Source organism: Neorhizobium populisoli (assembly GCF_019430945.1).
Taxonomy (GTDB): domain Bacteria; phylum Pseudomonadota; class Alphaproteobacteria; order Rhizobiales; family Rhizobiaceae; genus Neorhizobium; species Neorhizobium populisoli.
This window is the reverse complement of record NZ_JAHYCB010000006.1, coordinates 402,139-415,758: the sequence shown is the minus strand read 5'-3', so window position 1 is coordinate 415,758 and position 13,620 is coordinate 402,139. Positions and strand designations below refer to the sequence as shown.

Annotated in this window: 12 protein-coding genes; 3 read left to right on the top strand and 9 right to left on the bottom strand. The window is 64.4% G+C overall.

The genetic code is table 11. The features are described from left to right. Positions 1–54 precede the first annotated feature (54 nt). Genes KX729_RS19530 through KX729_RS19520 form a run of 3 tightly spaced genes read left to right on the top strand, consistent with a single transcriptional unit; the run spans position 55 to position 2,627 of the window. The gene (locus KX729_RS19530; protein WP_219744143.1) at positions 55–513 is read left to right on the top strand and encodes a hypothetical protein; all 459 of its coding nucleotides are present in this window, start codon (positions 55–57) and stop codon (positions 511–513) included. A gap of 3 nt (positions 514–516) precedes the next feature. Then, positions 517–1,206, top strand: coding sequence for an ABC transporter ATP-binding protein (locus KX729_RS19525; protein WP_219744142.1), 690 nt, complete (start codon positions 517–519; stop codon positions 1,204–1,206). Further along, positions 1,203–2,627 (top strand): ABC transporter permease, encoded by a 1,425-nt coding sequence (locus tag KX729_RS19520; RefSeq protein ID WP_219744141.1) that lies wholly within the window; start codon positions 1,203–1,205, stop codon positions 2,625–2,627. The genes KX729_RS19525 and KX729_RS19520 overlap by 4 nt, the downstream gene beginning before the upstream one ends. Here the strand turns inward: KX729_RS19520 and KX729_RS19515 are convergent. The 9 genes from KX729_RS19515 to nusA form a co-directional block, all read right to left on the bottom strand. Then, the gene (locus tag KX729_RS19515) at positions 2,560–3,612 is read right to left on the bottom strand and encodes an Ldh family oxidoreductase (protein WP_219744140.1); all 1,053 of its coding nucleotides are present in this window, start codon (positions 3,610–3,612) and stop codon (positions 2,560–2,562) included. The two genes, KX729_RS19520 and KX729_RS19515, sit on opposite strands and share 68 nt — an antisense overlap. Before the next feature lie 150 nt (positions 3,613–3,762). Continuing rightward, positions 3,763–4,800, bottom strand: a complete 1,038-nt coding sequence (gene tolA, locus KX729_RS19510) for a cell envelope integrity protein TolA (protein ID WP_219744139.1) — start codon at positions 4,798–4,800, stop codon at positions 3,763–3,765. Further along, the gene (exbD, locus tag KX729_RS19505; protein WP_219744138.1) at positions 4,797–5,330 is read right to left on the bottom strand and encodes a TonB system transport protein ExbD; all 534 of its coding nucleotides are present in this window, start codon (positions 5,328–5,330) and stop codon (positions 4,797–4,799) included. Before exbD ends, tolA begins: the two co-directional genes overlap by 4 nt. A gap of 4 nt (positions 5,331–5,334) precedes the next feature. Then, positions 5,335–6,570: a tonB-system energizer ExbB gene (gene exbB, locus KX729_RS19500; protein ID WP_219744270.1), complete on the bottom strand. Its 1,236-nt coding sequence runs from the start codon at positions 6,568–6,570 to the stop codon at positions 5,335–5,337. Between the two features lie 331 nt (positions 6,571–6,901). Next, complete coding sequence (gene kduD, locus KX729_RS19495; RefSeq protein WP_219744137.1) at positions 6,902–7,660, bottom strand: 2-dehydro-3-deoxy-D-gluconate 5-dehydrogenase KduD; 759 nt, start codon at positions 7,658–7,660, stop codon at positions 6,902–6,904. A 145-nt stretch (positions 7,661–7,805) separates the two neighbouring features. Then, on the bottom strand, positions 7,806–8,231 hold the full coding sequence (locus KX729_RS19490) for a hypothetical protein (protein WP_219744136.1): 426 nt from the start codon (positions 8,229–8,231) through the stop codon (positions 7,806–7,808). A gap of 38 nt (positions 8,232–8,269) precedes the next feature. After that, positions 8,270–11,137 carry a translation initiation factor IF-2 gene (infB, locus tag KX729_RS19485; RefSeq protein ID WP_219744135.1) on the bottom strand — a complete coding sequence of 956 codons (2,868 nt, stop codon included), beginning with the start codon at positions 11,135–11,137 and terminating at the stop codon, positions 8,270–8,272. 100 nt (positions 11,138–11,237) lie between these two features. Then, positions 11,238–11,951, bottom strand: a complete 714-nt coding sequence (locus tag KX729_RS19480) for an RNA-binding protein (RefSeq protein WP_219744134.1) — start codon at positions 11,949–11,951, stop codon at positions 11,238–11,240. Continuing rightward, positions 11,951–13,558 (bottom strand): transcription termination factor NusA, encoded by a 1,608-nt coding sequence (nusA, locus tag KX729_RS19475; protein WP_219744133.1) that lies wholly within the window; start codon positions 13,556–13,558, stop codon positions 11,951–11,953. The genes KX729_RS19480 and nusA overlap by 1 nt, the downstream gene beginning before the upstream one ends. Positions 13,559–13,620: the final 62 nt, after the last annotated feature.

Here is a 13,620-nt window from a genome sequence, read left to right as displayed (position 1 = left end):
CTATCATCCTCCCGGCCGGTCTCCGGCCGGGAAAGCCGTTTTCAGGAGGTTTTCGTGGAAAAACTCTTTTCTCTCCGCCGCCGTTCGATGCTTGGCCTGATGGCATCCCTGCCGCTCGCCGCCGCGTCCCGACCCGCCTTTGCCGCCAGCGATCTCGGCTTCAACGAGCTCTACGGCAAGTTCGGCGTCCTCGGCCTCGAATTTTCCGACAAGGTGAAGAAGCTTGCCGGCAAGGAAGTGGCCGTGCGCGGCTTCATGGCGCCGCCGCTGAAGGCCGAAGCGATGTTCTTCGTGCTGACCGAAGTGCCGATGTCGCTTTGCCCCTTCTGCTCCTCGGATGCCGACTGGCCGGACAATATCATCGTCGTTTATCTTTCCGAAAAACAGACCTTCACCCAGCCGGGCCAGACGATCGAAGTGCGCGGCAAGCTGGAATTCGGCTCCTGGACCGATCCGGAAACCGGTTTCGTCAGCCTGCTGCGCATCCGCCAGGCCGAATACGGGACCGTCTGACCGATGCTCGCACTCGTGATCGAGAGGCTGGCAGTTTCCTTTGCCGGCTTGAGTTCTCCTGTCCTCGCCATCGATCATCTGACGATAGCTGCTGGCGAACGCATCGCGATCACCGGCGGTTCGGGGTCGGGCAAGAGCACGTTCATCAACATCGCGACCGGCCTCGAAAAGGCGACATCCGGCAAGGTTTTCTGGAATGGCGCGGATATCGCCAACCTTTCCGAATCCCGTCGTGACCGCTGGCGGGCCGAACATGTCGGCCTCGTCATGCAGGATTTTCACCTGTTTCCCGGCCTCTCCGCCGTCGAGAACGTTCTTTTGCCGGCGCGCCTTGCGCGCGTCGCCGATGCAGCACTGGTCGCCCGCGCCCATGAACTCCTGAAAATCGTCGGCCTGTCCCGGCCCGAACAGAAGATCGAGACCATGTCGCGCGGCGAGATGCAGCGCGTGGCTATCGCCCGCGCCCTGCTGCGCAAGCCGGGTGTCCTCGTCGCCGACGAGCCGACCGCCAGCCTCGATGCCGATGCCGGTGAAAATGTCGGCCGCCTGTTGATCGACATGGCCGACGAGGCGGGCAGCACGCTGATCGTCGTCTCGCACGACCATCGGCTGATCGGCCGCCTGGACCGCCGCATCACGCTCGCCGCCGGCCGTATCGCCGCCGATAGCGCTGTGGAAGGAGTGGCGGCATGATCCGTTTCATCCTCGCGGATCTCCGCCGTCTCTGGGCAGGCGCCGTCGTTGTCGTGTTGCTGGTGGCGCTTGCCGTGGCGCTTGGCGTCACCGTGACGCTGCAGGAACGCGCGCTGCGGCTCGGCAGCGCGCGGGCCGCCGACAAGTTCGATCTCGTCATCGGCGCGGCCGGCAGCGAGACGCAGCTGGTGCTTTCCTCGATCTTTCTGCAACCGTCGCCGCTGCCTTTGATGTCGGGCGAAGTGCTTGCCAAGCTCTCGAAAGACAAGCGCGTCACTTGGGTCGCGCCGGTCGGTTTCGGCGATTCTTTCGCCGGCTATCCTTTGGTCGGCACCACCCGCGCGTTGATCTCCTCGACCGTCAGCGGCTTCTCCGAAGGCCGGATGTTCGACAAGGAAGGCGAGGCCGTTGTCGGCGCGGCGGTGAAACTGCCGGTCGGCGCCGAGATCAAGCCGATGCACGGCACGGCGCAGATTGGCGGCGAAACCCACGCCGGCGTCGTTTATCACGTCGCCGGCAGGCTACAGCCTACCGGCACGCCCTGGGACCGCGCCATCCTGGTGCCGATCCAGGCCGTCTGGCACGTGCATGGCCTCGGCCATAAGGAGCATGATCAGGAGGAAAGCGGTCATACCGCTTCAACGCCGGCCGTCGTGCCCGCACCTTTGCCGGCGGGCCATTATCACGGCGATGGCCACGACCATGGCCCTTCGCCGCTGCTCGGCAACCGCGAGGTTCACACGGCAGATAACGGTCATGGCCACGCGCATGAGGCGAGCGGTTCCGCTCCGGATGCCGCCCATGCAGCAGAAGATCACGACGAACACGATCATCACGGCTCGATCGACGCGGATGCGGCAATCGACGAGGATTTTACTGCGACCGCTCCCGGCCTGCCGGCCGTCCTAGTCAAGCCGAAGACGATCGCCGATGCCTACAAGCTGCGGCAGGAATATCGTAGCGGCAACACGCTCGCCGTCTTCCCAGGCGAGGTGCTGACCAATCTTTACGCGACGATGGGCGATGCCAAGCTGGTGCTGAGTGCGGTCGCGGCCGGTTCTCAAGGGCTGGTGGCAGCGGCACTCGTACTGGTCACCGTCACCCATATCGGCCAGCGGCGCCGGCAGATCGGCGCGCTGCGCGCCTTCGGGGCGCCGCGCCTGTCGGTCTTCGCCATCGTCTGGCTCGAACTGTTCCTGCTGGTCGCCATCGGCATCGGCCTTGGCTTCCTGATCGGCCTTGTCGCCGCGCAGATGATCGCCGAGGTGTTCACGACACAGAGCGGCATCGTGCTGCCGGTCGGTTTTGCCCGCGAGGATATCCGCTCTGCGCTGCTACTGCTCGGCGCGTCGGCTATGCTCGCTTCTGTGCCGGCGCTTCTGGCCTATCGGCAATCGCCGGCTGCAGCACTTCGGGCTTAGCCAGCGCGGAAATCATTGCAATCAGCTCGTCGTCGATCTCCAGACCGTACTCGATCGCCTTGCGGCGGGAGGACTGACCGCGGCGGCCGGGCAGGCGCACGCCGTCTTCCGAGGCGATCTCTTCGGCAAGCTCGGCGATCCTGCCTGCCGCAGACTCCGTGCCGGCGGACGGATCGATGACGATCAGCGTCTGGCCGACGGAGGGCGGCGCGCCGTTCGGCTCCATGAAGGAACTTGCCTGGCCGGAAAAATTGCCGCCGGTCAGGCCGGCCGACAGCACTTCCACCATCAGCGCCAGCGCGGCACCCTTGGCGCCGCCGGAAGGCGCCATCAGCCCCTTCAGTGCGGCATTCGGATCGGTGGTCGGCTGGCCGTCCGCATCGAAGGCCCAGCCTTCAGGAATAGCCTCGCCCTTCTGCCGCGCCGCCATGATCTTGCCGGCCGCGACGGTCGAAAGCGCCAAGTCGATGACGAGCGGCTCTTCACCGGCCACCGGCGTCGCGAATGCGATCGGATTGGTGCCGAACAACCGTTTGCGGCCGCCCCAGGCCGCCATCGAGGCCGGCGCATTGGCAAACATCAGCGCCACCAGCCCCTGTTCGGCAAACCGCTCCACCGTCAGCGCCATGACGCCCGCATGGTGCGAACGGTGTATGAGACCGAGCGCAAGTCCCTGTTCCCGCGCGATTACCGGAAGTTCGTCGACGGCAAGATCGAAGGCCGGATAGGCATAACCGAGTGCCGCATCGATGGAGAGCACCGCCGGCCGCGGCCGGGATGAGGAGATTTTCGCCCGGCCATCCACCTTGCCGCTCAACGCTTGGCCGATATAGGCGGGAATGCGCCGCAGTCCGTGACCGTATTGGCCGGCCGCCTCCGCATGCACCAGCGCGAATGCGACGGACAGCGCGGTTTCGGGCAAAACGCCGTTGGCTTCGAAAACGCTGCGCACCAGCGTTTCGGTTTCGGCGATGGTCATATGCATGGGAAAATCCGGATCAGGTCAGAAATGCTGCACCGCATATAATCGCAATATCGGCGATCTGTCAGCGCTAAAATGCCTGTTGCGACAATGTCATCGCTAGGGCGAACGCGCCGTGACGCGTCCGACCAATGCCTCAGGGCATGACACGCCTTAACGGCAGGTCAGTGCCTGGTCCAGAAAGCTCGAAACGCCGGAGGGCGGAGAGGGGATGGGGGAGGCCCGTCGCACGGCGCCGACGATATAATCATCGACCTTCGGATCACCGGAGGAGCGGGAAAGCGAGACATTGGTCACGTTGCCGCTGCCATCGAAACTGAAGCGTACCGTTGCCGTTCCGCTGCCATTGGAAGGGCATTTACGGGCGGTTCTCGCAAGCTTTGCCTCGACGCGGGATTTCCACTTCGCCGGCGTCACCGATTGCGAGAAGAGGCCGGTCGAGGTCCGGTCGGCCGCCGTGCGGTCGGATTCCTTGGCCTGCACTTTCGCCTCGGCGCGCTCCTGCTGAGCCTGCGGCTGCTGCTGCTTCGGCTTCTGCTGAACCTTCTTAGACTGTTCCTTCTTGGGCTCCGGCTTCTTTTCTTCCGTCGGCTTTTCGGCGATCGGCGGTGGCAGCGGCCGGAAGGTCGGCAGCGGCACTTCGACATTCTCCAGCGCCGCGGTCATCTGCTCCTCGATGGGATCGACAGGCTCGGGCGTCGGTTCGGGAATGGTCTGGGTGATCTGCGGCTCCGGCTCCGGCGGCGGTTCGGGCAGAGGTTCCTCGATCACCGGTTCGGGCGGCGTCGGCTCAAGAATCTCGGCGACTTCGGGCGGCGGAGGCTCGACCGGGGCAGGCTCGGCAATTTCCGGCGGGGTTTCCACCGGCTGCGGCTCGGGCTCCGGCTGTGCCTGCTCGATGGGTTCCGGCGGCGTTTCGACCGGCTCAAGCTGTTCGGTCGGCACCAGTTCCTGCTCCACCACGTCGGGAGCAATCTGCTCTTCCTCGGTGTTTGCGGCTTCCGGTTCAGGCGCCAGCTCGATCATGATTGCAGCCGGCGGCGAATTGTCGGAAGGCGCATCGGGCGTGCGCTGCATCAGGTAGACGGCGGCGCCGAAATGCAGGGTCAGCACCACGAGGCCGGCCGCGCCCCACAGCGCCAGCTCGCCGACGCGTCCGCCCGGACCTGTCTGCGAGACGACGAGGCTCATGGCTTCGTTCCCGTTGCCGGTGCCGGCTGCGGTGCAGCGGCGGGTGTCTGATTGGGAGCCTGGGCGGGCGTCTGGCCCGGCGCGGCGGCGGTCGGCAATGCCTGCGGTACCGGCAGCGTCTCGAGGCCGACCAGGGCGATCTTCAGATAACCGGCGTCGCGCAGCATGTTCATCACTTCCATGAACTGGCCGTAGCCCACGGCCTTGTCGGCGCGCAGGAAGACGCGGGTGTCCTTCTTGCCCTCGGTCACGCGGTCGAGTGTCGTGGCAAGCTGTTCGCGGGCGACGGGATCATTGCCGATATTGAGGCTCAGATCCTCCTTGACCGTCAGGTAGAGCGGTTGCTCCGGCCGTTCGGCCGGCTTGGCGGAGGAGGCGGGCAGGTCGACATTGACGTCGACGGTGGAAAGCGGCGCGGCCACCATGAAGATGATCAGCAGGACCAGCATGACGTCGATGAACGGCGTCACGTTGATCTCGTGATTTTCGGCAAGCTCGTCGCCGTGATTTTCGCGGATACCGCCGGCCATGGTCTCAGCCTCCCGCGACCAGCGAAACCGGCGCCTTGCTGCGTCCGCCCGGCGGCACCTTACGGAAATCGAGATCGCGGCTGACCAGTCGCTCGACACCTGCCGCCGCATCGGCGAGCAACTGGCGATAGCCGGTCACGGAGCGGGCGAAGACGTTATAGATGACGACGGCAGGAATGGCGGCGACAAGGCCGATCGCGGTGGCCAGCAGCGCCTCGGCAATGCCAGGTGCCACGACCGCAAGGTTGGTCGTGTTGGATTCGGAAATGCCGATGAACGAGTTCATGATGCCCCAGACGGTGCCGAACAGGCCGACGAAAGGCGCGGTCGAACCGATCGTCGCCAGCATGCCGGTGCCGCGCGACATGCGCCGTCCGGCATAGGCCTCGATGCGCGACAGCACGGAGGAGACCCGTTCCTTGACGCCGTCGCCATCCGCGTGATCAAGCGCGGCTTCGGAAAGCTGCATTTCCTCGGCTGCAGCGCGCAGCATCAGCGCGGCGGGACCGCCGCGGCCATCGGCGGCATCCACCGCATCGGCCAGCGAACGCGACTTGCGGATGATCTTGATCGTCCCCGCTGCGCGGGTGCGGGCGCCGGCAAGCTCCAGCGTCTTGGCAAGCCAGACGGTCCAGGTGACGAGCGATGCGAAGGCAAGGCCCATCATCACGCCCTTCACCACCCAGTCGGCGGCCAGGAACATGCCCCAGGGCGAAAGATCGTGCGGCAGGTCGGAACGGCGCTCCGGCTCGAGGAACTGCGTCAGGAGATCGAGCGGTTTTTGCGCAGCAGGCTCCTGTGCGGCCGGCTGCGGCGCGGAAGCGGCGGGGGCTGGTTGCGCCGGGGCCGGCTGGGCAGGTGTTGCCGGAGCCTGTCCTGATCCTGCCGGCTGGCTGGCGCCGTTATTCTCCGCTGTCGAGGCGGAAGGCGCTGCGGGCTGGGTCTGTACGGGCGGAACCTGCGCGGGCTGCTGCTGCACCGGGGCGGGTGTCGCAGCCTGCGGAGCGGTGTTTGCCGCCGGAGCGGAAGGAGAGGCGGCAAGATCTGCCGGCATGCGGGATGTGGTAGGCGCCGCCTGCGTTGCAGAGGGCTGCGCTGTGGGTGCCGGTGTAGGTGCCGAAGGTTGCGCTGCCGGGGCAGGGGTCTGCGTCGATTGCGGCGCTGCCTGCTGGGCAGCTTCGGGCGCGGGCGTCTGTGCGAGTGCGGCAGTGGCGGCCAGCAGGCTGGCTGCCAGCAGCATCGAGCCTGGCAAGAGGCGTTTTCCGGTCGGCTGGCACGTTGAAAAGGCGGGCTTCAGGACGACAGGCATGGCAGACGATACTCCGGACTGTTCGGCGGTATCGACGGCGCTTGGCTAAGCGGTGTTGATCGCCGGAAACGGGACATCGCGGCCCACAGCCGGGCCAGCGATAATGCAGTTACCGGATAATAAACATGAGTGGAAATGGCAACTAATAAATCTTGAGAAAATCGATCAAATTCAGCCGCGGCGGGCATTTGCCATGTCCACCGCGCATGAAGGTGCCGAAATGTGACTGAAAAACAGGCCGTCCGGCAAGACGTAGCCCGCCTTAGCGCGCCAGCCAGCCGCCATCGACGGGCAGCACGATGCCGTGAACGTAATCGGATGCCGGAGCTGCGAGGAAGACGGCCGCGCCGCCGAGCTCGTCCGGCTTGCCCCAATGTCCGGCGGGAATGCGGCCGAGGATCGCCGAATTGCGGTCAGGGTCGTTGCGCAGCGCTTCGGTATTGTTGGTCGAGAAATAGCCGGGCGCGATGGCGTTGACATTGATGCCCTTGGCCGCCCATTCGCAGGCGAGCAGCCGGGTAAGGCCCGCAAGGCCGCTCTTCGAGGCCGTATAGGACGGAATTCGGATGCCGCCCTGGAAGGAGAGAAGCGAGGCGATATTTATGATCTTGCCGCCCTTGCCCTCGGAGATCAGGTGTTTTGCAAACGCCTGGGAGAGGAAGAAGACGGTCTTCAGGTTGACGTCCATCACCGCATCCCAGTCGGCTTCCGTGAAGTCGATCGAATCGGCACGGCGGATGATGCCGGCATTATTGACGAGGATATCGGCCCGGCCGGTAAAGGCGAGCGTTTCCTGGATCACCCGGTCGACCGGCTCGAGCGTCGAAAGATCGGCCTGGATCGCGACGGAACGTCCGCCGGCTGCAGCGACGGCCGCTTCGGTATCCGCCATCGACGACCGCCCGACCAGCGCCACATCGGCACCGGCCTCGGCGAGCGCCACGGCGATACCCCGGCCAAGGCCCGTATTGGCGCCGGTGACGATTGCCGTCTTGCCGCTCAGGTCGAATGAAACAGCCATGTCTTCCTCCTCAAAAACCGGAAATGCAGATTTAGGGCAGATGCTTACCGTTGCGAGCGCTCGGGTAGAAGCTGAAAATTTTTGCCATGCTTGTCGGTACTGAAGACGTAGGCTGTTTCGCTGTTCGAGGAAAAGCGGAATTGCCCTAGTGCCGGCGGATCAGGTCGCGCACGTGACCGACGTAACGTCCGGCTGTTGCCTCGTCGGGAAAAATCCGGCGCGGCAGGAGGAGATGTCCGCCGTCGTAGAAAAGAACCAGCCAGTCGCCCAGTTCGATCAACTTCCTGAGGCGTTTCGTATCCAGCTCTATCAGCAGGCCGTCTCCCTGTGCGCGGACGATATCCGGTCCGAATTCCGCCCTGATGGTACGGATCTCGCGCGGTTCCGAGATGAGGATTGGCGAAGGGCTCGGCGCCTGGAGCTTCCTTGCCAGCCTGTCGTAGAGCCCCAGCAATCCAAAGAGCTTCCGTCGGCGCTCAAAATGGTACCGGACCACAAAGTCGATACCTTCTTCCAGTTCCGCGTCGGATATCGAATACTCAAAACGCCAGAAGCCGCCCGTGAAGGTCACGGACGGCTCCTGAAAGTCGTTGGGCTGGTCGCCGGGTATCACAGCGTACGCGTGATATGCTCCACGCGGAAGCACTCGATGATGTCGCCGGCACGGATGTCTTCGTAGTTCTCGAAGGCCATACCGCATTCCTGGCCCATCGGCACTTCAGCGACTTCGTCCTTGAAGCGCTTGAGCGTCTTGAGCTTGCCTTCGTGGATGACGACGTTGTCGCGGATGAGGCGGACGCCTGCACCACGTTCGACCTTGCCGTCGGTGACGCGGCAACCTGCGACCTTGCCGACCTTGGTGATGTTGAACACCTCCAGGATTTCGGCATTGCCGAGGAAGGTCTCGCGACGTTCCGGCGACAGCAGGCCCGACATCGCTGCCTTCACGTCATCCACCAGATCGTAGATGATGTTGTAGTAGCGGATCTCGAGGCCGTTGCGGTCGGCAACGGTGCGAGCCTGTGCGTTGGCACGAACGTTGAAACCGATGATCGCCGCATCCGATGCTTCGGCAAGCGAGATATCCGATTCCGTGATCGCACCGGCGCCCGAATGGACGATACGGGCACGCACTTCGTCGGTACCGAGCTTGTCGAGCGACGCGATGATCGCTTCGACCGAACCCTGCACGTCACCCTTGATGACCAGCGGGAATTCCTTGAAGCCGGTATTCTGCAGCTTGCTCATCATCTGTTCGAGCGAACCGCGCTGGCCGGACTGGCGTGCGGCTGCCTTGTCGCGGGCAAGACGCTGGCGATATTCGGAAATCTCGCGAGCGCGTGCTTCGTTTTCGACGACGGCAAACCGGTCGCCGGCAGCCGGCGTACCGGACAGGCCGAGGATTTCGACCGGGGTCGCCGGACCGGCTTCCTTGACGTGGTCGCCCTTGTCGGTGACGAGCGCGCGGACGCGGCCCCACTGATCGCCGGCAACGATGATCTGGCCGGGCTTCAGCGTACCCTTCTGGACGAGAACGGTAGCCACCGCACCGCGACCGCGGTCGAGCTGGGCTTCGATGACGGTGCCTTCTGCGGTGCGGGTCGGATCGGCCTTGAGGTCAAGGATTTCCGCCTGCAGCAGGATGGCTTCCAGAAGCTTGTCGAGGTTGGTCTTGTTCTTGGCCGAAACCTCGACGTCGAGGACTTCACCGCCGAGCGATTCCACGAAGACTTCGTGCTGCAGAAGCTGCTGACGGACCTTGTCCGGCTTGGCTTCGTGCTTGTCGATCTTGTTGATCGCCACGATGATCGGCACACCGGCCGCCTTGGCGTGGTTGATGGACTCGATCGTCTGCGGCATCACGCTGTCGTCGGCTGCAACCACCAGGATCGCGATATCCGTCGCCTGCGCACCACGGGCACGCATGGCGGTGAACGCCGCGTGGCCGGGGGTGTCGATGAAGGTGATCTTCTGGCCGTTCTGCTCGACCTGGTAGGCACCGATATGCTGGGTGATGCCACCGGCTTCGCCCGACACGACGTTCGCCTGGCGTATGGCGTCGAGCAGCGAGGTCTTGCCGTGGTCGACGTGACCCATGATGGTGACGACCGGAGGACGGGAAACCAGTTCGCCTTCGTCGTCCGCCTTGTTGAAGATGCCCTCTTCAACGTCGGATTCCGAGACGCGCTTGACGGTATGACCGAATTCCGAAGCGATGAGTTCGGCGAGGTCGGCGTCGATGACGTCGCCCGGCTTCATCATTTGGCCTTCCTTCATCAGGTACTTGATGACGTCGACGGCGCGTTCGGACATGCGCTGCGACAGTTCCTGAATGGTGATGGTTTCCGGCAGGATGACTTCGCGAATAACCTTTTCGCGGGTTTCCTGCATCTGGCTGCGGCGGAACTTTTCCTGCCGGCGGCGCATGGCCGCCATCGAACGGCCACGGGCGTTGCCGTCGTCGTCGGTGCTTGCGGCGGTGATTGTCAGCTTGCCCTGGCGGCGGCCTTCGTCACCCTTCGGACGTGCCGGCGGCTTGGCGGGAACGGGCGCGGCGACACGGCCACGGCCCGGTATGCTGCTGGGGCGCGAGGGACCGCGATCGTCATCCTCTTCATTGGCGCGACGGCCACGCGGAGCTGCGCCCGGCAGATCGGCAGGTGCCGCAGCCGGCGACGGGCGCGGAGACTGCGGGCGGCCATCGTTGGTGCGAGCGCCAGCCGGCGCGGCAGCGCGCTCAGCCGGACGTTCGGTCTGGGCTGGCTGTACGGCAGCAGGTGCCGGCGCCGGCTCTTCCTTCGGCCGCAGTCTTGCTTCTTCGGCGAGGCGAGCCGCTTCGGCGGCTTCTTCCACCTTGCGGCGCTCGTCTTCCACCTTGCGGCGTGCTTCTTCCTCGACGCGGCGCTTGGCATCCTCGGCGTCACGCGCCTGGGCTTCCACCAATGCGCGGCGGCGGGCATCCATTTCGCTGGCAGAAAGGTCGTGCAGAACCGCACCGCCGGTGCGCTGCTGCGGACGCTGCTGCTGACCGGACGAACCACCCGGACGCTGGCCCTGCTGACCCGAAGGCGAGCCAGAGCGCTGACCCTGTTGGTAAGGAGGGCGCTGGCCCTGACCCTGCGGCTGACCGGGGCGTTGGCCCTGCGGTTGTGCGGGGCGCTGACCCTGCGGGGCAGGAGCGTGGATGCGGGGCTGCGGTGCGGCGGCCTGCGGGGCCGCAGCGACAGGTGCCGGTGCTACCGGTGCCAGCTGTACGGGTGCTGCCTCGACCGGGCGCGGCGGCTGCGGTGCTGCGGGGGTGAATGCGGGCTTTTCGTCCAGCGGCCGGGTCGGCCGGCGCTTTACTGTCTCGACGACGACCGCTTTCGTGCGACCGCGGCCCATATCCTGGCGCACGGTACCCTGGCTCATCCCCGATGGCTTCAGGGTGAGGGTCTTTTTTACGCCGAGCGTCTTGTCGTCATTGTTGTCAGTCATTCCGTTCCTGTTCCTTCGGACGGAAACGGATGGCGACATCAGATCCCGTCAATAATATGCATTAATCCGGTACGGCGGCCGGCTGTTGCCGGTGACCGCATCATTGTTCTGGCCGGCCAGCGCCGCTCCGTGCTCCGGATTGACCGCCATTGCGGTACCTTTCGAGCATGTTTGCGCGCTTCACTACACCTTCACCCGCCTGCCCTGCAAGCGCGCAGGCATGGATAAAAGCATTCTGGCCCATCACTTCGTCCAATTCGGCTCCCGTAAAGAGCGAAAAGGACGGAATGTCTTCTTCGAGCCCGTTTCCGAGCACCCAAGCCTTTCGGGCCTGGTCTATTTTCCTCACGCCGTCCGCTGCGGCGTCTGCCGCGTGGAATACGGCAAGCACTGCGCCGGAGCGCACGGCGGCATCCACCTTCATCGCACCGGAGATGAACTGACCGGCTTTGCGAGCCATGTTCATCATGCCGACGAGATCGGCTGTGATCAGCCGTTCGACGAGTGCGCCGAGCTCGGCATCCGCCTTCGCGTCGGTCTTCAGTGCCCGTGCGAAAAGCTTCTTGGCGGCCGCCTTTTCGACGAGCGCCCGATCTGCCTTGATCCAGCAGCCGCGGCCGGGAAGCTGACGCTTCAGGTCCGGTACGACGCGGCCGTCGGGTCCTGCCACGAAGCGGATCAGCATTTCGGGCTGGGTCGCTTCGCGGGTGACGATGCAGGTCCGGTCGTTCACGATCAGCTCGCTCCCGTCGTCTTCATCGTCGATATCGATGGTGGTCTGATTGGACGCAATGGGCGCCTGCCTCAGCGCCATCATTCCTGTTCTGCGGCGTCCGCCTCCTCGACTTCTTCAACCTGGCCAGCGGCGAGATCTTCTTCGGTGATCCAGCCTGCCAGCAGACGGGCCTGAACGACCATGTTCTCGGCTTCGACGCGCGAAACGTCGAACTTGGAGAACAGGCCTTCGAACTTCTTGGTCTCGCCGTCCTTGCGTTCGCTCCAGCCGACGAGGTCGTCAGCGGCGCAGCCGGCAAAGTCTTCGATCGTCTTGATGCCGTCTTCGCCGAGCGCGACCAGCATCTGGGCGGTGAGGCCGTCGATCTGCTTCAGCTCGTCCTGAACACCGAGTTCAACGCGCTTGGCATCGTTTTCAGCTTCGATACGCTCCAGATATTCGCGGGCGCGGGTCTGGATTTCGTTCGCCGTGTCTTCGTCGAAACCTTCGATCGACGAGATTTCGTCGAGATCCGTATAGGCAAGTTCCTCGACCTGGGCGAAGCCTTCGGAGGCGAGAACCTGGCCGATCATCTCGTCGACATCGAGCGCGTCCATGAACAGCGTCGTGCGGGCGGTGAATTCCTTCTGGCGGCGTTCCGATTCCTCGGCTTCCGTCATGATGTCGATGTCCCAGCCGGTCAGCTGCGAGGCGAGGCGGACGTTCTGGCCGCGGCGGCCGATGGCGAGCGACAGCTGCTCGTCCGGAACCACGACTTCGATCCGTTCTGCGTCTTCGTCGAGAACGACCTTGGCGACTTCGGCCGGCTGCAGGGCGTTGACGATGAACGATGCCGGGTCCTGCGACCACGGAATGATGTCGATCTTTTCGCCCTGAAGCTCGCCGACGACGGCCTGGACGCGGCTACCGCGCATACCGACGCAGGCGCCGACCGGATCGATCGACGAATCGTTCGAGATGACGGCGATCTTGGCGCGCGAACCCGGGTCGCGGGCAACCGACTTGATCTGGATGATGCCGTCGTAGATTTCCGGCACTTCCATGGTGAACAGCTTCACCATGAACTGCGGATGGGTACGCGACAGGAAGATCTGCGGGCCGCGCTGTTCGCGACGGACGTCATAGACATAGGCGCGGACGCGATCACCGTAGCGCATGTTTTCGCGCGGGATCATCTCGTCGCGGCGGATAATGCCTTCGCCACGACCGAGATCGACGATGACGTTGCCGTATTCGACGCGCTTGACGGTACCGTTGACGATTTCGCCCATGCGGTCCTTGAACTCGTCGAACTGGCGGTCACGCTCGGCTTCGCGCACTTTCTGCACGATGACCTGCTTGGCCGACTGGGCGGCGATACGGCCGAAATCCATCGGCGGCAGCGGATCGGCGATGAAGTCGCCGATCTTGGCGTCGACATTGCGGTCGAGCGCCAGAGCGAGCGGAATCTGCGTGCCGTAGTCTTCGGCGTGCTCGACGACTTCGAGCAGGCGCTGAAGCCGGATTTCGCCGGTCTTGGAATTGATGTCGGCGCGGATATTGGTTTCCGAGCCGTAACGGGAGCGGGCAGCCTTCTGGATGGCGTCGGCCATCGCAGCCAGCACGATCTCGCGATCGATGACCTTTTCGCGGGCTACAGCATCTGCGATCTGCAGAAGTTCAAGCCGGTTTGCGCTCACTGCCATTGTCGTTGGTCTCCGTAAGTCGAATTCGTCATGGCCTCTCCTCCTCGGGATAAAGGCCAGCG